General features: G+C 58.9%; 20 protein-coding genes. 9 read left to right on the forward strand and 11 right to left on the reverse strand.

Annotated features, from left to right (window positions below; all coding sequences use genetic code 11):
- Window positions 1–6 precede the first annotated feature (6 nt).
- The 6 genes from IPM27_02520 to IPM27_02545 all read right to left on the reverse strand — a co-directional run bounded on the left by IPM27_02520 (window position 7) and on the right by IPM27_02545 (window position 7764).
- A complete protein-coding gene (locus IPM27_02520; protein ID MBK9160432.1) occupies window positions 7–1167 on the reverse strand; it encodes an NnrS family protein in 1161 nt (386 codons plus the stop codon).
- A gap of 117 nt (window positions 1168–1284) precedes the next feature.
- Window positions 1285–3420: a TonB-dependent receptor gene (locus tag IPM27_02525; GenBank protein ID MBK9160433.1), complete on the reverse strand. Its 2136-nt coding sequence runs from the start codon at window positions 3418–3420 to the stop codon at window positions 1285–1287.
- A 145-nt stretch (window positions 3421–3565) separates the two neighbouring features.
- Window positions 3566–5239 (reverse strand): c-type cytochrome, encoded by a 1674-nt coding sequence (locus IPM27_02530; GenBank protein ID MBK9160434.1) that lies wholly within the window; start codon window positions 5237–5239, stop codon window positions 3566–3568.
- A gap of 123 nt (window positions 5240–5362) precedes the next feature.
- Window positions 5363–6808: a cbb3-type cytochrome c oxidase subunit I gene (locus tag IPM27_02535; protein ID MBK9160435.1), complete on the reverse strand. Its 1446-nt coding sequence runs from the start codon at window positions 6806–6808 to the stop codon at window positions 5363–5365.
- 2 nt (window positions 6809–6810) lie between these two features.
- Entirely contained in the window at window positions 6811–7404 is a 594-nt protein-coding gene (locus tag IPM27_02540) for a cytochrome c (protein MBK9160436.1), read from the reverse strand.
- Window positions 7405–7422: 18 nt separating this feature from the next.
- On the reverse strand, window positions 7423–7764 hold the full coding sequence (locus IPM27_02545; GenBank protein MBK9160437.1) for a hypothetical protein: 342 nt from the start codon (window positions 7762–7764) through the stop codon (window positions 7423–7425).
- A 160-nt stretch (window positions 7765–7924) separates the two neighbouring features.
- Between IPM27_02545 and IPM27_02550 the strand changes: the two genes are divergently transcribed.
- From IPM27_02550 to IPM27_02565, 4 genes are all read left to right on the forward strand, one after another.
- Window positions 7925–8344: an Rrf2 family transcriptional regulator gene (locus IPM27_02550; protein ID MBK9160438.1), complete on the forward strand. Its 420-nt coding sequence runs from the start codon at window positions 7925–7927 to the stop codon at window positions 8342–8344.
- 2 nt (window positions 8345–8346) lie between these two features.
- The gene (locus IPM27_02555) at window positions 8347–9048 is read left to right on the forward strand and encodes an HPP family protein (protein ID MBK9160439.1); all 702 of its coding nucleotides are present in this window, start codon (window positions 8347–8349) and stop codon (window positions 9046–9048) included.
- Window positions 9049–9058: 10 nt separating this feature from the next.
- Complete coding sequence (locus IPM27_02560) at window positions 9059–9433, forward strand: SirB2 family protein (GenBank protein ID MBK9160440.1); 375 nt, start codon at window positions 9059–9061, stop codon at window positions 9431–9433.
- Between the two features lie 64 nt (window positions 9434–9497).
- The gene (locus IPM27_02565) at window positions 9498–9980 is read left to right on the forward strand and encodes a hemerythrin domain-containing protein (GenBank protein ID MBK9160441.1); all 483 of its coding nucleotides are present in this window, start codon (window positions 9498–9500) and stop codon (window positions 9978–9980) included.
- Here the strand turns inward: IPM27_02565 and IPM27_02570 are convergent.
- Entirely contained in the window at window positions 9977–10834 is an 858-nt protein-coding gene (locus IPM27_02570) for a hypothetical protein (GenBank protein ID MBK9160442.1), read from the reverse strand. The two genes, IPM27_02565 and IPM27_02570, sit on opposite strands and share 4 nt — an antisense overlap.
- A 48-nt stretch (window positions 10835–10882) precedes the next feature.
- On the opposite strand from IPM27_02570, the gene IPM27_02575 reads away from it, so the two are divergent.
- The gene (locus IPM27_02575) at window positions 10883–11350 is read left to right on the forward strand and encodes a C40 family peptidase (protein ID MBK9160443.1); all 468 of its coding nucleotides are present in this window, start codon (window positions 10883–10885) and stop codon (window positions 11348–11350) included.
- Here IPM27_02575 and mltB read toward each other — a convergent pair.
- The gene (gene mltB, locus IPM27_02580) at window positions 11334–12296 is read right to left on the reverse strand and encodes a lytic murein transglycosylase B (protein ID MBK9160444.1); all 963 of its coding nucleotides are present in this window, start codon (window positions 12294–12296) and stop codon (window positions 11334–11336) included. The two genes, IPM27_02575 and mltB, sit on opposite strands and share 17 nt — an antisense overlap.
- Before the next feature lie 79 nt (window positions 12297–12375).
- On the opposite strand from mltB, the gene trxB reads away from it, so the two are divergent.
- Window positions 12376–13338, forward strand: coding sequence for a thioredoxin-disulfide reductase (gene trxB, locus IPM27_02585; GenBank protein ID MBK9160445.1), 963 nt, complete (start codon window positions 12376–12378; stop codon window positions 13336–13338).
- Window positions 13335–13865: a Smr/MutS family protein gene (locus IPM27_02590; protein ID MBK9160446.1), complete on the forward strand. Its 531-nt coding sequence runs from the start codon at window positions 13335–13337 to the stop codon at window positions 13863–13865. The genes trxB and IPM27_02590 overlap by 4 nt, the downstream gene beginning before the upstream one ends.
- On the opposite strand, the gene IPM27_02595 is transcribed toward IPM27_02590, so the two are convergent.
- A complete protein-coding gene (locus tag IPM27_02595; GenBank protein MBK9160447.1) occupies window positions 13855–14529 on the reverse strand; it encodes a hypothetical protein in 675 nt (224 codons plus the stop codon). The genes IPM27_02590 and IPM27_02595 overlap by 11 nt on opposite strands.
- A gap of 165 nt (window positions 14530–14694) precedes the next feature.
- On the opposite strand from IPM27_02595, the gene IPM27_02600 reads away from it, so the two are divergent.
- On the forward strand, window positions 14695–15165 hold the full coding sequence (locus IPM27_02600) for a DUF4124 domain-containing protein (protein ID MBK9160448.1): 471 nt from the start codon (window positions 14695–14697) through the stop codon (window positions 15163–15165).
- Between the two features lie 2 nt (window positions 15166–15167).
- On the opposite strand, the gene smc is transcribed toward IPM27_02600, so the two are convergent.
- A complete protein-coding gene (gene smc, locus IPM27_02605; GenBank protein MBK9160449.1) occupies window positions 15168–18686 on the reverse strand; it encodes a chromosome segregation protein SMC in 3519 nt (1172 codons plus the stop codon).
- 59 nt (window positions 18687–18745) lie between these two features.
- Here smc and queF point away from each other — a divergent pair, with 59 nt between their 5' ends.
- The gene (gene queF / locus IPM27_02610) at window positions 18746–19165 is read left to right on the forward strand and encodes an NADPH-dependent 7-cyano-7-deazaguanine reductase QueF (GenBank protein MBK9160450.1); all 420 of its coding nucleotides are present in this window, start codon (window positions 18746–18748) and stop codon (window positions 19163–19165) included.
- A 25-nt stretch (window positions 19166–19190) separates the two neighbouring features.
- On the opposite strand, the gene IPM27_02615 is transcribed toward queF, so the two are convergent.
- Complete coding sequence (locus tag IPM27_02615) at window positions 19191–20432, reverse strand: HD domain-containing protein (protein ID MBK9160451.1); 1242 nt, start codon at window positions 20430–20432, stop codon at window positions 19191–19193.
- Window positions 20433–20607: the final 175 nt, after the last annotated feature.

Below are 20607 nucleotides of genomic sequence, written 5' to 3' on the forward strand. Positions count from 1 at the left end.
TTCCAGTCAGTGCTCTTTACCATCGACCCGTGGCTGCATCAAAAAGGGGATGTACCGCCAGGAGAGTATTGCAAAACAAGCGAACCAGCATGATGCCGCAAGGTCAATCCACAATATATACTCATCAGGGTAAAATCGCGGGGCAACAATACGGAACACGAATGCCATCATCATGACCCGCAGGGCCAGTTTGTCGATGATGTCGAAATACACCTTTCTGCCTGTATGCCCCTTGGCTATCCTGATCATCATGGCAGGAATAATCAGTCCCATCACGCCGAAGGTGAAGATATGAACGGACATGGATACAGTCCATTCCGCGTGAACGAACTGCCTGGTCAATTCGATAAGCAGCTGTGCAACAAGTGCGAGGTAACCCAAGTACATGATGCCGATATCGAGCCTCTGCATCGCCAATTGGGGCTTCCAGTAAAGAAAACGCCCGGCCAGCAGCAGCGCAAGCAGCAATTCGACGCTTCCCGCTATCTGCAACGGCATCAGACTTTCGAACACAAGCAGCAGACCGAGTATCTTGATCGCCTGGTTCAGCGTCGCATGGTTAAGAATCTCGACCTGGAATACTCCTTTCATGAAATGGAATATCGTTCTCTCCAGCATCACCAAGAAAGCCATTCGAAACAACCCTACCGCCATACTCCAGCCAATATCATAGTGCGCAGCACTGAGCATCAGGTTCTTGCTTAACATGAAAACCGGGAGAATCACCAGGAACAGGAAGTTGTCGCGGTAAACGTCATTCCTGCGATTTCGGATCAGCGTCCACAACAGCATCGCGACGATGGCCCCCAGAAACAGATTGTTCGATATCTTGAACAGGAATGGCGGCCAATCGCCTTCGAACCACATGCCGATCCGTTCGAACAGCCATGCGGCCGCAAGAAACATCAGCGAATAACCGTGATAGCCACGCACCCGAACCCAGTTTTTGGTTGCCGTCAGCAAGAAACCACCAAGAACCGCCCAGCCAAACCCGAAGAACATCTCATGTGCATGCCACTGCGCCGTCGAGAAAGTAGTCTTGGGGGCGTGCATCGCACCCGAAAAAAACATCACCCATAGAATCGGCATGATAGATCCGGATATAAGCGCCAATGCAAAGAATGGACGAAAGCCCACCAGCCAGACCGGATGAGACGACAGTTTCATCCTTGGCCGGAACTCCATGCTCTATGCTGCCTCATGCTGGCGATATTCGTATCGGGTAGCAGCATATCTTTCTCGTCGGGTGCTCACTTTATGGTTAACTCGTCCGGCGCCATGAACTTATAATGCAAACGACATTTCGACAGTCAGATTCCTTCCGGGCAACAGGAAATAGGAATAGGCCTTGGTGTTAAACAGATTGTTGATATCCAGCCTCCCTTTGACACCCCTTGAAAACTCATAGCCGATGTTCGCGTTCACCATGGTATGCGCGTCATAACTACCCGGCACGCCTTCGACGATATCGGTGTTCTGCGCCGTCCAGAATATATGACTGTAATGGCGCGCGCTCAGAACACCCGTCCATGCTCCCTGTCGCGCCGTCAACGAAACTCCGGCGATGTTCTTGGGTACATCAGTGAGCCGTTTGCCCACACTCAAAGGGTCAGCCAGATTATCGAGCATCCTCGAATCGATGTATGCGTAATTGGCTTCCAGTTCAAGCCTGCCTGTCAATCTGGTGGCAACAGCCAGTTCGAGCCCCTTTACTTTGGCTTTGCCGGCATTGATGCGCAGCGACTTTGTCGCGGAGACTTGCTGCAAATAAATCAGATCGCTTAACTGTGTTTCGTAATAGGTAGCAGTGAATTTGCTGCCTTCGCCATTTCTCCATTCCCCTCCCAGTTCCCATGTCGTACCTTGTTCGGGTTTGAGATCCGGGTCGCCGGTCGTCGTACGCCCTCTACTGGTTGAGGATGTGTATAGATCCTGATTGGTCGGCGCGCGAAACGATTTCCCAAAAGAAGTTCGCAATGTCACTGTATCAAACGGTTTGTACACTGCAGATATTTTGGGACTGATTGCAGAGACTGTGCGCGAAGCATGGATCGTTGTTCCGAGCGGGGCGATATTGCTGAAGTTGTCACCCTGAGTCTTCCAGTCATCCCACCTTCCACCCAGATACAACGTGAACGCATCCGTCACATTGATTTCATCTTGGGCAAAGATCGAGACTGTCGTTGATTGACCGTTGTAACCACTGTTCACGGCCCTTGTTGAACCCGGGTCACGCCAGTTTGAAAGTTCGAGGATCTGCTGGTTTACCTTGTCCTGATGCAGTGCGATGCCGGTAACCAGAAAGTGCCGCTCTCCGACAGGAAAACTCAACTGCACCGAGCCGTCGATCGCATCGTTCGGCGTGTCCGACAAAGTACCCGTACCGTTATCCCAATTGGCAGTCGGACTAGCCATGGTGAACTGGTAGCCGCGTGTGATCTTTGCCATATCTATTTTCAACAAATAGTCGTCACCTATCACGCCGTCATAACCGAGCAGGAATTGCGTCGTCGTTTCGCGCAAAGGCAGGAACGAGAAGAGTGTGAAATCGTAATTCGTCAGTACAACACGCTGACCGTTGACATTGAGTGTTCCGCTACTGACGGGTGCGCCGGTCGCGGCATCCCTGAGATAGGTATTGAATCCCGTAGCCCGTTGGCTGGTTTCCTGATAGTTGATTCCGGCGTATATTTTGTCGCCTGCGTTCAAATCATAGTAAAGCTTCGTTGTCGCGTTGATCGAGCGCCAAGGTGTTCTGCCAAGGTCACCGACCAGATAGGCAGGCAAACCATCTCGGGTCGTGATCGGTTTTGCTCCGGTGACAGGTGTGCCCGGCACCCCAGCAACCGGCCTCTTGACCGCGAAATCGTTCACATAGCTGTCGCGATTCTGATACCCCAGCCCGGCGACGAGCCCGACCCCGTTCTCCATCCTGCCACGGAAATACACGCTGACATCCTCGCCGCCGGCGTCACCCCAGCCTTTTTTTATCTTGGTCGTGAACTCGCGTCGATCCGGTCGCTTGCTGATGATGTTGACCACACCGCCGATTGCGTTGCTGCCATACAGCGAGGAAAAGGCTCCCGGCACGATCTCGATGCGCTGGATGTCCTCTATAAACGGTATGCGCCAGTTCACCTTGCCCGAGCTGGCATCCTGTAAGGGCTGGCCGTCCAGCAACACCAGCGTGCGCGACTGGTCGATGCCGCGCAACGACATGCTGCTCGTCCCCTGTGTGCCCTGCGACTGTCCCAGAGCACCTCCACGCACGTACAAGCTGGGCACCTGCTGCAGCGCGTCGCCCAGTCGCGTGGTGTTCTTCGTCTGGATGTCCGATGCCGTGACCACCGTCACACCTGTCGGCGCCTGCTGTGCGCCGATTTCACTGCGCGTCGCCGTCACCACCACCTCGCCCAGCATATCCTGAGCACCTGCCGGAACGGCCCAACACAGTACCAAACATATTGCCGACCAGCTCCGGACACTTCCATTCCAGACCACTTCCACCCCCATCGCAAAAAAGAAAGGCGGGGATGCCCCCGCCCCTCGTCGAATCATCCCATGCTTAATAGATGTCGTCCTGCGTGTTCAAAATGTTGAACTTGCCGGTCGGGGTGATCAGCTTCGGGTCCTTGATCACCGCCTTCATTTTCAGGGTCTTGTCATCCAGCACCACGATCGCGGAAGGCTCGGTCTTGCCCGCCCAGATCGAGTACCAGACCTCATCACCTGTCGCGTTGAATTCGGCATGGACCGCACGCTTTGCCGTCTGCGATTCGGGCAGTCCCGCCATCTTGGCCACATTGATAATGACCGGCGGCTTGTCCAGATTCTTGATGTCGTACACCGTCACCGACTCGGCAGTTGCCGCATCGGGGTGCAACGGAGCATCCGCATACAGATGTGTAGATTTAGGATGCGTCTTCACGAACAGCGAACCGCCGCCATGATTCTTCAGCTCCTGCACCACTTTCCATGCGTGTTTCTTGTGCTTGACAGGATCGGTGCCGATCAGCGAGATCACGTCCGCCCCGAGGTGCGAGGTCGCCCAGACCGGACCGTATTTCGGGTGCACGAAGTTGGCACCGCGACCGGGGTGCGGCTTGGCAGCCGTCTCGACCAGTGCAGCCAGCTTGCCTAGCTTGGTATCCACTACCGCCACCTTGTTCGAAGCATTGGCTGCCACCAAGAAGTAGCGTTTGGTCGAATCCCAGCCGCCGTCATGCAGGAACTTGGCTGACTCGATGGTCGTGGTCTTCAGGTTCTTCAGGTCGGAATAATCCACCAGCTGGATCATGCCGGTCTCCTTCAGGTTGACCACCCACTCCGGCTTGTGCGGCGAAGCCACGATGGAGGCGACACGCGGCTCCGGATGGTATTCGCCATCCACCGTCATACCACGCGAGGAGACGATCTTCAGCGGCTTGAGCGTATCCCCTTCGGTAATCACATACTGCGGCGGCCAGTAGGAACCGGCAATCGCATATTTGTCCTCGTAGCCCTTGAACTTGGAGGTATCCACCGAACGCGCCTCGATGCCAACCTTGAGGGTCGCCACGATGGTCGGCTCCTCGTACCACATATCGATCAGATCAACGCGACCATCGCGACCGATCACGTATACATAGCGACCCGATGCGGAGACACGGGAGATGTGCACCGCATAGCCGGTCTTGACGATGCCCCAGATCTGCTTGGTATCGCCGTCGATCAGCGCGACCTCCCCTGCATCACGCAAGGTCACCGAGAACACGTTCTTCAGATTGATCTTGTTCAACTTCTTCTTGGGACGGTCGGCCGGTTTGATTGCCAGCTTCCAGCTCTCCATCATGTCCTTCATGCCCCACTCCGGCGGCACCGGCGGCTCCTGTTGCAGGTAACGCGCCATCAGATCCACCTCGGCCTCATTGAAGTCGCCGGAAGTCAGGAAATTTGGCATGCCGCCCGGCGAACCGTAGCCGATGAAGGCCTTGAGGTATTCGGTGCCCTGACCCAGAGTGGTACCCGGGGTCAGCGGCTTGCCGGTGGCACCCTTGCGCAGCACACCATGGCAACCTGCGCAGCGCTCGAAATAGAGCTGACGTGCCTGATCGAATTCGGCGACCGTCATCTTCGGCGCATCCGGATTGGCGTTCTTGTGCATCAGCACCTGTCCGACCGGCGAAGCACCCGCATGATGGGCGCCGACCTCTGCCGCCACCCGCTCTGCCGCAAGCGCACTCTGTGCGGCGAAAGGCATCGCCGCAAGCAATCCCAGCAGCGACAGCGATTGCTTGAATACGTTGTTCATTTCTTTTCTCCTAGAGTAGTGATGAATCTCTTTGGTATCTGAGTCACCAACGTGACTCAGATACTTCATGGATCAGTCGTGCGACACCACCACCTGCATCGGGCGACTCTCACCCTTGCCGATGGTCAGCAAGTCCCACACCAGCAAGATGAAGCCGACGAGGAACATCACGCCGAACGCCTCGCGCCACCACATACCTTGTACGAACCAGGGATGTATCTGTGCCGCGAAATATCCCGTCCACGAAGAGCCTTCGATAGCGCGCTCGATCTGAGACTGGACGTAGCCGGAGATCAACATCGCAACCGTCATGCCGATCATGCCGAGGTTGAGCAGACCCAGTGACCATTTCCACTTCCAGCCATTACCGGGCAGATCACCGGACATCCAGACGCCCCCTCTCCAACGCTGCACACCGAGGTAGAACATGGCGATGATGATGGTGGCGTAGGCACCAAAGAATGCGAGGTGACCGTGCGATGCCGACCATTGTGTGCCGTGGGTGTAGAGATTGATCTGCGGCAAGGTGTGCATGAAGCCCCACACACCCGCACCGAAGAAGTTACCGAAAGCGTGGGCGATCAACCAGGCCATGGCGGGATGGTTGTTGTTCTTGACATGACGCGCACCTGCATCGAACACAGCATGCACCACCATCGCCACCAACGGGATCGGTTCGAGCGCAGAGAAGAAACCACCGATGCTGAACCAGTATTCAGGTGTGCCAATCCAGAAGTAGTGGTGACCCAAGCCCAAGATGCCGGAACCGAACATCAATGCGACTTCGATGTACAGCCATGTCTCGACGATCTTGCGGCTCACGCCCAACACCTTCATCAGACCGTAAGCCATGATGCAGGCGACCATCACCTCCCAAGTCGCTTCTACCCACAGATGGATCACCCACCACCACCAGTATTGGTCGATGGAGATGTTGGTGGTGTAGAACATACCGGCCAGATAGATGCCGAATAAAGCCAGCATATCCAGCACCAACACACCCGCGATACCGGTGTAACGGCCTTTGGAAAAAGTCGCTGCCACGTTGTAGAACACCACCAGAACGCTGACCACGATACCGATGTCGGCCCAGCGCGGCGCTTCGATGTATTCACGCCCTTCGTTGATGAGCCAGATGGAAGATTCCTTGCCGGGGCCGATCTGCACCAGCAGATACACCAGCACCACCACGGTGACTGCCGCTGTGAGTACCCAATAGATCAGGTTGCCCAGCTTGAGCCCTACTACCTCATGTTGCGATTCTTCTTCCAGCAACCAATACACCGAGCCTAAGAATCCATACAGCAACCACACCACCAGCGCATTGATATGCACCATACGGTTGACGCTGAAATCCAACACACCATATAAAAAGTCTGGGTACAGGTATTGCAGTCCAGAGAGCAGACCAAACAATACTTGTGCGCCGAACAACACGATCGCCACAGTGAAATATTTCACCGCCAGCTTCTGCCCACCGTTCAGGTTGGCACTATCCAACATTCCTAGCGTCGCCATGATCAATTCTCCTGTTCGATGGATTTGAAGTTATAGGGGAAGCCGTTGGTGTCGATGCTGGACATCCACTTCAGGAAAGCCACCACGCCACGCGCTTCCTCATCGGTGATCTCCAACTTGGGCATGCGACGTCCCATGCTGTTGTGTACCTTGTCGGAAGGATCTTTGATGAAAGCGAGCATCTGCTCCTCGCGCACTTCTTTGGTACCCCAATACTGATCCAGCCATGATTTGGTGAGATCGGGCGCGTAGTAAGCACCGTTGCCCAGCAAGGTATGGCAGTTCATGCAGTTCTTCGACTGCGTGGTCAACTTACCCAGTTTGACCAGGGCTTCAGCTTCTTCTTCGGTCAACTCTTTACCGAACAAAGGCTCTTTCGCTCCGATGACTGGCACCTGCACGTGACGCGTCTCGTCGAACTTGTATTCGATGCGATGATTGATGACCGAATACGCCGGAACACGTTTTGAGCCGCTCGATATTTGCGGGATCGTGTCCATCGTTAAAAATATCAATGCGACGAATGACCCACCGGTGACCCAGATGGCCGTCTTGCGCCAGAATGATTCAGATGCCCACCACTGGTTTGCAGCCATGGCTTTCTCCTCTTCTATTTAAGTTGATGAATTCTCGGAAGCAGCAGGAATCTCATGCGCGTTCGCATGCGTACCCACGCACAAATGCCAGATCGCATGCGGCGCGAGCAGATAACCGACCAGCATGAATACGACGACCGCCTGCCAAACCGGGTGATTGAACAGATTGGCCGCATCGGCCAGGAACAGCACGGATGCGAACAATCCGGCGTAGGAGGCATATGCCAAAGGCATCAATTTCGAGGATTTCCTGATGCGCGAATAGGCGAACAACAAGGCATACAAGGCACCGCACATGATCACCATCGCAGATGTGAAAAAGATGGTGAAAAAATTTGCAAGGCTGGCTGGCTCTATCATTTCATTCCCTACGAACGACAGGGTTAATTGATTCATTCGCCGTCAATGTATTCCATTTTTCATAAACATTCAACAGTAATGAATGTAATATAACCTGTAACGGGACATCATCCCGGTCTTGCTCCTATAATCGGACCCCCATATAAAACGAACACCCGCCATGCAACTCAACCTGTCCACCGACATTGCCTTGCGCACCCTGATCTATCTCGGTCAAAAGGACGCGCCGGCCACCATCAATGAGGTTTCCGAAGCGTTCGATATCTCCAAGACTCATCTGATGAAGGTGGTCATGACCCTGGTCTCGTCGAATCTGCTCGTCAGTGAGCGCGGCAGGAACGGGGGCATCCGTTTGGCACTTGATGCGAAAGACATTGCGATAGGTGAAGTTGTCCGGCTGATGGAAAACCATCTCGCGCTGGTGATCTGCATGAAAGAGGATGCAACGAATGATGTCTGCCCGCTGATGCCGCAATGCCGGTTAAGAAGCGTATTCTTTGACGCGCAACTTGCGTTTCTTGACTCATTGAATAGATGCTCTTTGGCCGATCTATTGATGCCCTCCGCTAAAAAACGGTGACCATGGACATCAAAAACACCATCAAATCATTCCGACCGAATTCTCTGCCGGCCAGTTTTGCCGAAAAGGCGCGCAGCGGATTCGCCGGAGGACTCGCGATCTTCCTGCTGGCATGGGCGCTCTACCACCTGCCGCAGCCCGAATATCCGCTGCTGTTGCTCGGCTCGATGGCGGCTTCCGCAGTGCTGCTGTTCGCGGTTCCGCACAGCCCGCTCGCGCAGCCATGGAACCTGATCGGCGGCCACTTCGTCTCGGCGCTTGCCGGCTGGACGGCCATCCATCTGGTCGCCGACCCGGTGACCGCCGCCGGCGTCGCCGTCGGCTCCGCCATCTTCCTGATGTATTTGCTGAACTGCCTGCACCCGCCCGGCGCGGCGACCGCGCTGACACTGGTGCTGGGTGCGCCCCAGTTCCAGCAGATGGGCTGGCACTGGGTCGCGCTGATCGTGGCCGCCAATGCCGGCATCTTCCTGCTGTTGGCCCTGATCATCAACAATTCCCTGCCGCAGCGCCGCTACCCGGCCATGTCAGCCAAACCGCCCCCCCCGTTGCCGGAAACGACCATCATCCCGGAACAAGAAGACCTGGAATGGGCGCTGGGCCGGATGGACAGCATGATAGACATCAATATCGAAGACCTGAACAGCATCTATGCAGCTGCGCATGAACATGCCCAATCGCGCTTCGATTCAAGGATCAAGTAGGTAAAACAGGATGTTCATACTCAAGTCACTGCATGTCGCCTGCGTCATCATCAGCTTCACGTTGTTCTTCCTGCGCGGCGTCTGGCTGATGCGCGGCTCGCCGATCATGCGCCAGCGCTGGGTCAGGATCGCGCCGCACAGCGTCGACACGGTACTGCTCGCCAGTGCCATCGTCCTCGCATGGCAACTCGGCTATACCCCGTTCAATTCGCCTTGGCTGGCTGCCAAGATTGCCGCCCTGCTGCTCTATATCGGACTCGGCATGGCCGCATTCAGGTTCGCCGGTACACCCCGGCTGCGCATGGCGTCATGGCTTTCGGCACAAGCCGTTTTCCTGTACATCGTCGCTGCGGCGGTCACGCACGACCCGTTGCTTACCTTGTGAAAGACTATCCGTGAGTACACTGATTGGCGGCACCGATGCCCCGGGATTCGACGAACCGCTGGAAATGCTGCATGCCTGTCACGACAGGATACAAGCCCAGTGCGACACCCTGCTCAGGCTGGCGGCGCATCTCCGGCTGAATGGCAACGATGCGCAGGCAAGCCAGGCAGCACGCGCCATCCTGCGTTATTTCGACACCGCCGGGCGGCATCATCATCAGGACGAGGAACGCGACCTGCTCCCCCTGCTGCTCGCCACCAGCGATCCGTCCACCCCGGCGTTGATCGCGCGCCTGCTGGCCGAGCATCAGCAGATGGATGCCGCATGGCAACGCCTGCGCCCTCTCCTGACCGACATTGCGGAAGACCGGGCCGACCGGCTCGACGAAGAATCCGCGACGCATTTCGCCGGGCTGTATGCCAAACACATCGCGCTGGAGAACGGGGAACTATTGCCGCTGGCCGCTCGCCTGCTCGACCCGCAACAACTGGAACGCCTCGGCAGGAACATGGCGGAACGGCGCGGCGTTTCCTTTGCAGACGCCTAGTCGGCCTCTTCCACCTTGAGCAGCACCTTGCGCCGTTCGCTGCCCGCGCTGTCGCCACGCGTGCCGATTCCGCCCGACTGCCCGGCCTGCTGCCGGTCGACACCGCCCACTGCCAGCCATTCGCCGAGACGCCCCGCCACCGTGGTATCGGCGCGCTGGATGCGCGTGGTCGGGTAGCCACCCTGGTCGGGTCCGGGCGCGTCGTTCTGCGTGCTGATCTCCAGGGTTACACGGTCGCCGTTGACGCGCGGCAGCACATAAAAACCGCTGCCGACTTCCTGATATTGCGTGGTATCGATCACCTGCGTCGCACCGGGATACAGGATCACATGACGCTGCGGTATCGGCACGGATTGCCCGGTGCGCACGAAGGCGCGGCTGCCTTCCAGCACCTGAAGTTGCTGGGTCTTGTGGTCGCTCGTCACACTGTCGGCGCGCTCGATGCGCGCCTTCAACCGGTCCTCACCGCGACCGGCCTCCACTGTCAGGCCGCCCGTACCGCCGCTTCCCGGCACGCTGACGCGCGCCTCGCGGCCCACTCCGACACTGCCGGAAACTTCGGTCAGGCGCGTGACGGTGTCGCTGTCCACATCCTGCAGCACGGTGATCTTCAGGCGGCGCGGCGCAACGTCGATATGTTGCAGCAGTTCATGTATCTGTTCCAGGTTTTGCGGCGAGGTGCGCAGGATGAGCTGGTAGTTCATACCGCTGGCGACAGCGTCCTTGTCCAGCAAGGGCCGGATGACGGGCAGCAGTTCTTCGGCGCTGCGATGCTTGAGCGCGATGACTTCCAGTTCCGCCCACGAGGGTGCGGACGACAGCAGCAGGACCAGGCACACGAGAAGGCTTTTCATCGGATTCCTCCTTTACAGGCGTATCCACTTTACCGTAAATTCGGCGGCATGCAACTCATCATCCCCCTCATCCTCGTCCTGCTGGTCAGCGCCTGCGCCACCCCCGTTCGCACTCCCGAGCGGGTACCGGATGCGCGCATGAACGAAGTCGCCCTGTATGCGATGAGCCTGGCCGACACGCCTTACCGTTATGGCGGCGATTCGCGCGGGGACGGGTTCGATTGCAGCGGTTTCGTTCAGTATGTGTACCTGAACACGACCGGGACGAAGCTGCCGCGCACCAGCGCGGAGATGGGCAGAACGGGAAGGAGGCTGGACAAGAGCGAGTTGCGCCCCGGTGATCTGGTGTTCTTCAATACCCGCCGCAAGGCGTATTCGCATGTCGGCATCTATGTCGGCGAGAACCGTTTCGTGCATTCGCCGAGCAGCGGAAAATCCATCACCGTCACCGATATGGACAGCCGGTACTGGCGCGCCCGTTACGACGGCGCACGGCGGGTCATTTCCGCGAACTAGCGCGGCGCGCGGCTTTCAGTTCCTCTGCCAGCTGGAACACCGACATCGCGTAATAATCACTGTTGTTGTAGCGCGTGATGACCTCGAAATTGTTGAACGCCAGCCAGTACTCCCTGCCGTCGCCCACCGTATATGTGACAAGGCGCGCAGGCAAGTCGGGATCGTCGGCCATATCTGCCCCGACCCCGGTCGCCCGCCATGCCGAAAGTGCGCGTGACGCAGTATCCTCCCCCCCGGCAAATTCGCCGCCCACCTCGGCGCGTACCGCAACCGGCTCGTTCCTCAGCCAGCCGTAGCCCTGCAGATAGCTCGCCACGCTGCCGATCGCATCCCGGTCTTCGCGCAGCAGGTCGATCTTGCGGTTGCCGTTGAAGTCCACCGCATATCTCCGGTAACTGCCCGGCATGAACTGGGGGATGCCGATCGCGCCCGCATAGGAACCACGCACCGCGAGCAGGTCTAACTGCTGTTCACGCGCCAGCAGCAGATACTGCTCCAGTTCGCCGCGAAAGAAATCTGCTCGGCGCGGATAATCGAAGGCCAGCGTGGTCAGCGCATCCAGCACCAGGAAATTACCCTTATTCCTGCCGTAAATGGTCTCCACGCCGATCACGGCGACGATGATCTCCTGCGGCACGCCATATTTTTTCTCGGCTCGGCGCAGGGTCTGGCGATATTTCTCCCAGAACGCCAGGCCGGACTCGATGCGCCGCCTGTTCACGAACGCGGCACGGTATTCCGGCCACGGTCTGGCGGTGGCGGGACGCGAGATCGCCTCGATGATCGCCGGGCGGTGGGTCGCGCGCGCAAAGACCTTCTCCAGTTCGTTGCGCCTGAACTGGTGCCGCTCGACCATGTCGTCGATGAACTGCGTGATACCGGGAAGTTCGGCTGCCTGCACGGCGAAAGGACAGAACAACAGCAGTAGTAATGCAAATCTGATCATGGGCGCATTTTACTCGACAGGGCGCCCTGCCACTGCTAAATTTCGCCCATCCATATCAACCAGAAATGAAAGTCGCATCATGGAACAAACCACGCAACACCACCGCCTCATCATTCTCGGTTCCGGACCCGCCGGTTATACCGCTGCCGTGTACGCCGCGCGCGCCAACCTCAACCCGGTGCTGATCACCGGCCTGTCCCAGGGCGGCCAGCTGATGACCACCACCGAGGTGGACAACTGGCCGGCAGACCCGAACGGCGTGCAGGGCCCGGAACTGATGCAGCGCTTCCAGCAACATGCCGAGCGCTTCAACACGCAGATCATCTTCGACCATATCCATACCGCCAAACTGCAACAGAAGCCGTTCCAGCTGGTCGGCGACGCGGGCAGCTACACCTGCGACGCGCTGATCATCTGCACCGGTGCATCGGCGCAGTATCTCGGGCTGCCCTCCGAGGAAGCCTTCATGGGACGCGGCGTTTCCGGCTGCGCGACCTGCGACGGCTTCTTCTACCGCAACCAGGATGTCGCGGTGATCGGCGGCGGCAACACCGCCGTCGAAGAAGCGATGTATCTCGCCAACATCGCCAGACATGTCACACTGGTACACAGGCGCGACACTTTCCGCGCCGAACGCATCATGGTGGATCACTTGATGGAAAAAGTGGCAGAGGGCAAGATCACCCTGCAACTGGACAGCGTGCTGGACGAGGTGCTGGGCGACGCCAGCGGCGTCACCGGCATGCGCGTCAAGAACGTGAAGAGCGGCGAGAAGAAGGACATCGCATTGTCGGGTGTGTTCATCGCCATCGGCCACAAGCCGAACACCGACATCTTCGCCGGACAACTGGAGATGGACAACGGCTACCTCATCACCAGGGGCGGCAACAAGGGCAATGCGACCATGACCAGCATCTCCGGCGTGTTCGCTGCGGGCGACGTGCAGGACCAGATCTATCGCCAGGCCTGCACCAGCGCGGCGACCGGCTGCATGGCGGCGCTGGATGCGGACAAGTATCTCGCGTCGCTCGGAAAGATTTGAATATACCCGGCAAAGAGAACGACACCGACGAGTCCGCCCTGTTCCGCGCGGCCGTCGGTGATGTGAAACCGTTGCCGCAACAGGATCGCATCCTCCCGCAACAAATTCCGCGCCAGCCGTTGTTTTCTCGCGCGCCTGCGCCCGACACGGTTCCCGACATCCTGTCCGACCACGGCGCCGAAAACGCGCCCGACGCATACCTGTCCAACGGATTGTCGCGCATGACGCTGCGCAAGTTGCGGCGCGGTTTCTGGCCGGTCCGCGACCGGCTGGACCTGCACGGTGCCGACAGCGATACGGCACGCAGGTTGTTGCAGGATTTCCTGCACGAGGCGCTGCAGCGCGGGGCGCGCTGCGTGCTGGTGGTACACGGCAAGGGATTGAACAGCCGGGACGGAGAAGCGGTGCTGAAAAGGCGCACCCGCCACTGGCTCACCCAGCACCCGCAGGTGCTGGCCTATTGCGATGCCATGCCGAGGGACGGCGGGAACGGTGCGGTGCTGGTTCTGCTGAAACTCAGCCCTTAGACTTCTTGCCCATCACGTAGATCAGGTACTCGAAGAACACCTCGCACCAGTCCTGGTCGTTTTCCTTGAGGGAATGCAGCAACTTCTTGACTTCAGTGATCGGCCACTTGGGATCGTACGCGACCAGCATCTGTTCGGGATACAGCTTGAGCGACGTCTGGAACCGCTCGGCCATCTTGCTGATCTGGTCGAACATCAGCGCGACATCCTTGTCGGTCTCGATCTCCGCCGTCAGGTCACCGTAAATCTTCGGGTTCTGCCGGGTGTACTCGATGAACTTGGTGAGGATGTAGAAGAACTCGCCCTTGTTGTCCTTGGTGACCGGGTCGCCAAGCATGAACGGCAGCACCGATAGTTCCAGCCAGTAATAGCCCAGCTTGGGATTGCGCATCTTGGACACGCCGATGAATCCCTTGCGTTTGCTGGCGCGCTGGATCGCATCGTCCAGCAGCAGCTTTTCCGAGGGACGCGAAGCGATGTCCTTGCCCACCAGAACCTCCGGCTTGAGCAGAAAGAAATCCGGAAAATCATCGTACAGCTTCCCGGAATGACTGTGCGCCTTGTAATACTGATTGAACAGTCTCAACACCAGCTCGGCGTTCTTGCTGACATCGCAATACTCGGCGGCTCGATGTTTGCCCGCGTCGGACTTTCCGTTTGTCATAGCGAATACCCCACTTAACCTCCCCATTATGACCCTAGAGACAGATCTTTTATTATGTCCCGATTATGATACCTTCGTGTGCTAGACTTGTGCATAGATTCGGAAATATTTTTTTAGTATCCTTATCCTGTATGGAAACTGACCAAAGCAAACTACGGAGGTAGCATGAAAACATTTCTGCTGGCTATTTTCCTGGCTTTTTTCAGCCTAAGCGCCCATGCCGCACTCAGCAAGTGGGTGGACGAGAACGGCAAGGTACACTACTCCGATCAGCCACCGCTCAACGTAAAAACGACCACCTTGCGCACCTCCGCTTCCCCCTCCACACCCGCTGTGGACGGCGACGCATCCAGGGATGCGCCTGCCGCGCAAAAGACCTATGTGGAACGGGAAGCGGAACTGAAGAAAGCCCAACAAGCCGGAAAGGAAACCGCCGAGCGTGCCGCACAGGAACAGGAAGTCGCGGAAGTCAACAGAAAGAACTGCGAGATCGCGCGGAGTAACCTTGCGTCGTTACAGGCGGGCGGCAGGCTGGTCGAATACGACGCCAATGGCGAGCGCCGCTTCGTGGAAGACGCCGAACTGAGGCAGCGTATCGCCAAGGAACAGCAGGACATCGGCACTTTCTGCAAGTAAAGCTACGCGACGACCTGTTCGTCGCGGATGCGTAGCGCCTCTTCGATATCCACCGACACGACGTTCGACACACCCTTCTCCTGCATGGTCACGCCGATCAGCTGCTCGGCCAGTTCCATGGTGATCTTGTTGTGGCTGATGAACACGAACTGGGTGTTCTGCGCCATCCGCCTGATCAGCGTGCAGAGCCGTTCGGTGTTGGCATCGTCCAGCGGCGCGTCCACCTCGTCGAGCATGCAGAACGGCGCCGGATTGAGCTGGAACAGCGAAAACACCAGCGCGATCGCCGTCAGCGCCTTCTCTCCGCCGGACAACAGATGGATCGAGCTGTTCTTCTTGCCGGGCGGCTGCGCCATCACCTGCACCCCGCTATCGAGGATCTCCTCCCCGGTCAGCACCAGACGCGCCTCCCCGCCACCGAACAGCACCGGGAACATCTCGCCCAGATGGCGATTGACCTGGTTGTAGGTATCCATCAGCAGTTCGCGCGATTCCCTGTCGATGCGCCGGATCGCCTCCTCCAGCGTCGCCATCGCCTCGTTCAGATCAGCGGCCTGCGCATCCAGATAGGCCTTGCGCTCGGTCGCGGCCTGCAATTCCTCCAGCGCGGCGAGATTCACAGCCCCCAGTGCTTCGATCTCGCCATCCAGACGATCCAGGTCGGCCTGCAGGCTGTTCGGTTTGCGGCTGCCGGATTCCAGCAGTGGCAATAGCGCCTGCTCGTCCACGCCCTGCAACTGCTCGGCCCATTGCTCGAAATGCAGCCGCGCTTCCTGTTCCTTGAGCGTCAATTCATTGAGCCTGTCACGCAGCGGGTTCAGCCTGTGCTCACAGGCCAGCCTTTCCTGTTCCAGTTGCTGCAGGCCGACCGTGGCATTCTCCAGCACGTTGCGCGCCTCCGCGAGTGCCTGTTCGCAGGCCTGGCGTGCCTGCAACGCATCCTGCAATTGCTGCTGCGCGGTTCCATCCTCGCTGCCGGACAGGTCGGCGCGCAACTGCGTCAGGTTCTGCTCGAACTGCGCCAGCGCATCGTTGATCTGCCCGGTGTTGTGCTGCAGGTCGGCGATCTTCTCGGTGCAGGTCTTGGCAAAAAAACGGGCTTCCTGCAAGGCATGCTGCGCATGCTGGGCGCGTCCGCGCTGCTCGCGCAGCAGGCTGTCCTGATGTTCCGCATGGCGCTGCGCCTCGTCCACCTGCACATGGAACGCCGCGAACCGCTCACGCAACACCGCCATCTGCTCGTCAATGCCGTATTGCTGGCGCTGTTCGCTGCCCAGCAGTTCGGCCACCTCCCGCATCTCGTTATCGATCTGCATGACGCGCTCCGCGCTGCGCTCGTGCGCCTGGTTCAGCTTGAGTATCCGCATCTGCAGGTCGTGCAAGCGCTGTTGCAACTCGTTGCCGGAACTGCGTAACGGCGCGATCTGCGCCTCGATGTCCTGGTAATGCTGCTCTGCCTGGGCAAGCTGCTCCCTGGAATATTCCGCGTTGCGGCCCTGCTCGGCCGCCTCAGCCTCCAGCCGCTCGATCTCGCGTTGCCGCGCCAGCACGCCATGCAACTGGCTGTCCGGCGCATGGAACAACACGCTGTGCGCGCCGACCAGATGACCTTGCGGCGTGACGAACCAGCCACCCGCCGGCAACTGCGCGCGCTGCGCATAGCCTTGCGCGATGTCCGGGACGGCATACACATGCGCCAGCCAGTCGTGCATCGCCGGCAACACGCTTGCATCCCGGCATTCCACGTAATTCAGTAACGGCGTCAAGGGTGCGGCCTCTCGGGCATCGACCGGATCACCGGATGACGCGAACAGCGCCAGTTTCCCCGAGGGTGCCGCGCTCCATGCCGCAGCATCGTCGAGCGACGGCATCGCGATCGCGTTCAGACGCTCGCGCAGCACCGCTTCCAGCGCATCCTCCCAGCCGCTCTCGATGCGGATCGATTGCCACAGGCGCGGCAATCCGTCCAGTTGGTGGCGTTGCAGCCACTCATTGAGATCCTTGTCGCTGTCGATCTGGCGCTGCAACTGCCGCAAGGCATGCAGACGCGCCTCGGTCTGCGCCAGCACGCGCTCCTGCTGTTGCACGGAAGCAAGCTGGTTGCGCCGTTCGTTGTCGGCCTGCGGCAACTGCTCCTGCAAATTCGCCAGCTTGCGCACCTGCGCGGCATGTTCGGCCTCGAGTTCGCCGGCCTGCTGTTGCGCCTGCTGCAGCGCGCCGGTATCGGGGCGCGGCAGGTTGTCCTTCTCCAGCAACAGGCGTGACCGGCGCGACTCCATCAGCTGGATGTTGCGTTGCAGGTTGGCATGCTGGGTCTCGGCCAGTTGCAATTGCTGCTGCAATTGCAGTTGCTCGCGCAACAGCGCGTTATAGCCTTCCTGAGCATTGCGTGCGACCTCTTCCGCCTGCGGCAGATTGCTGTCCTCGGTTTGCGCATACCGCTCGGCTTCCGCGACCTTGACCGCCGCACCGTCCTGCTGGCGATGCCAGTGCTCGAGTAAGGAATGCACGCCCTGACGCTGGTGCTGCTGGTGCTCGATCTGTTTCTCGGTATTGGCGATCTGCTGGGTCAACCGCTGGCGCTGGTCGGCGACATGCTTGATGTGTTGCTCCAGGCGCGCGATCTCGGCATTCGCGGTATACAACTCCCCCTGCCGGACATGCAATGCGTCGGAAAGCTGGTAGTGCCCGCTGCGCGCCCCTTCCAGCCGGCTCTCGATGTCGCGCAGGCGCGCGGTCTCGGCTTCCAGTTCGATGCGCGTCTTCTCGGTATTCTGCGCAAAGCGCGCCCGCTGCGCCTCGGCCTCCTGCTTCTTCACCATCCAGAACAGGCGTTGCGTGGTGTCGCGCTGCGCCTCCAGCGCACGGTACTGTTTCGCGACCTCAGCCTGCTCGGTCAGGTGTACCAGTTGTTTTTCCAGCTCCTGCAGGATGTCGTTGACACGCAACAGGTTGCCGCGCGTGTCGCCCAGCCGCAATTCGGTCTCGCGGCGCCGGTCGCGGTATTTGGATACGCCGGCCGCCTCCTCGAGGAACACGCGCAATTCTTCCGGTTTGGCCTCGATGATGCGCGAGATCATGCCCTGCTCGATGATGGCATAGGCGCGCGCGCCGACCCCGGTGCCGAGGAAGATATCGGTGATATCCTTGCGGCGCACGTGCTGGTTGTTGATGTGGTAGGTGGAATCGCCGTCGCGCTGCAGCACGCGCTTGATGGAGATCTCCGCGTAGCTCGACCACTGTCCGGCGACCTTGCCCAGCGAGTTATCGAAGATCAGTTCGACGCTGGCGCGCGATACCGGCTTGCGCTTGCCGGAACCGTTGAAGATCACGTCCTGCATGGTCTCGCCGCGCAATGCCGAGGCCTTGGATTCGCCCAGCACCCAGCGCAGCGCGTCGATCACGTTCGACTTGCCGCAGCCGTTCGGCCCGACCACGCCGACGATCTGTCCCGGCAACGGGATGAGCGTGGGATCAACGAAGGACTTGAAACCGGCTAATTTGATCTGACGGAGGCGCAATTTGGATACCGCGACGATATAATGCGCGCCATTCTAACCGAACTCATCAGGGCATCCAAATGACCACGGCACCGAACAAGACACTGGAAACCTTCCCCAATCCCCAACCGGCACGCGACTACCATATCCACATGGAGATCCCGGAGTTCACCTGCCTGTGCCCCAAGACCGGACAACCCGATTTTGCGTCGCTGACGCTGGACTACATCGCCGACGAACAGTGCGTGGAACTGAAGAGCCTCAAGCTGTACATCTGGTCGTTCCGCAACGAGGGACATTTCCACGAGGACGTGACCAACCGCATCCTCGACGACCTGGTGGCCGCCACCCAACCGCGCTTCATGCGGCTCACCGCAAGGTTCTACGTGCGCGGCGGCATCTTCACCAACGTGGTCGCCGAGCACCGCAAACCCGGATGGCAACCCGCACCGCTCGTCGAACTGGCTTCCTTCCCGCCGCAATCCAACACGCGCGGCTGAGGGTGTCTGTCGGTGATCGCCGTCTTCAGGCCGGCTTCTGGTCCGCATTGACCGCAACGCGCCAGCACTCCTGCAAGTTCGCCTCAACCATCGAAACGACCTGCGCGTCCAGTTTGCCGATCGCCACCTGCTCCTTGAGAATCGGCAGGATGACCCCGGGTTCCAGCGGGCCGCGATAAGGACGTTCCTGGGCCAGCGCCTGGAACACGTCCGCCACCGCGACGATGCGTGCCTCCAGCGAGATGCCGCCCTCTCTCGAATGATAGGGATAGCCGGTGCCGTCCACCCGCTCGTGGTGCTGCGCCGCCCACAGGGCGATCCGCTCCAGCCCCTTGATGTTCCTCAGGATGGCATAGGTATCGAAGCTGTGCCGGCGCATGACGATGCTCTCCGCATCGGTGAGCTGGCCGGTCTTTTCCAGCAACTCGTCCGGCACCCTGAGCTTGCCGATATCGTGCAATAACCCGGCCAGTTCCAGCATGTCGCAGGTATCTTCTGGCAAGGCGAACAGATTGCCGATATGCCGCGCAAGATTGGCGACCCCCTCCGAATGTTCCTTGGTGTACGGACTCTTGGCATCGACGATGCTGGAAAAGATATACACCAGACTGCGCAACTCCTCGAACGCCATCCCCTGCTGCACGGTTTCCGACAGCCAGGTCGAAACATAGCCGCTCACCTGTTCTGCCTCCAGCGAGAACCAGAACGCTTCGGAATCGGAAATGGCCATGAAGGCATCGACCAGTTCCGGACAGAACCAGTCCCCGCGCTTGCCCAGAATCTTCTCGCGGACCTCGTCCTTGCCCAGCAGGATGTCGGTTCCCTCCAGTATGTATTTCAGCGACAGGACATCCACGCGATCCACCAGATAGATGCAGTTGGCGCTGAGCTTGACCTCCTCCGGCAGATCCATGTCCTTCAGGTCGGACCAGTGGGTATGGTGATGCCTCACGATGGGCGAAAGGTGGCACAGCAGCTTGCTGGTGCCCAGCAGGGCCGCGCCCACCTTGCAGTGATCTCCCTCCTTCTCCCATTCGAACTGTGCCAGCTTGCTGTGCACCGCCGTTCTGGAAACGCCGCTGTCATGCAGGATCGCCGCCTGGAACAGGTCGTCCAGACGCGCGCCGCTCCATCCCAGATATTTACCGCATTCCGCAGCCATATATGCGACGCGCTTGCCGTGATGGATATGGGTGACACCCACCAGATCGAGCGCATCCGACAGGGAATAGACGGTTTCATGCAGATTTATGTTGTACGCGGACATTCCCTCACCCCTAAATTCACAGTTATTGTTATGGATGCGCTGAACAAGTATGGTTTTGTCGTTCCCGCGAAAGCGGGAACCCAGTTAAATCAACAAGCTGGATTCCCGCTTTGCGAGCCGCCGCTACGCGGCTTGCCTGCTTACCCCTTTGCGCGGGAATGACGACTTGATCAGC

It is taken from the genome of Nitrosomonadales bacterium, from assembly GCA_016716325.1.
Lineage (GTDB): Bacteria > Pseudomonadota > Gammaproteobacteria > Burkholderiales > Gallionellaceae > Gallionella.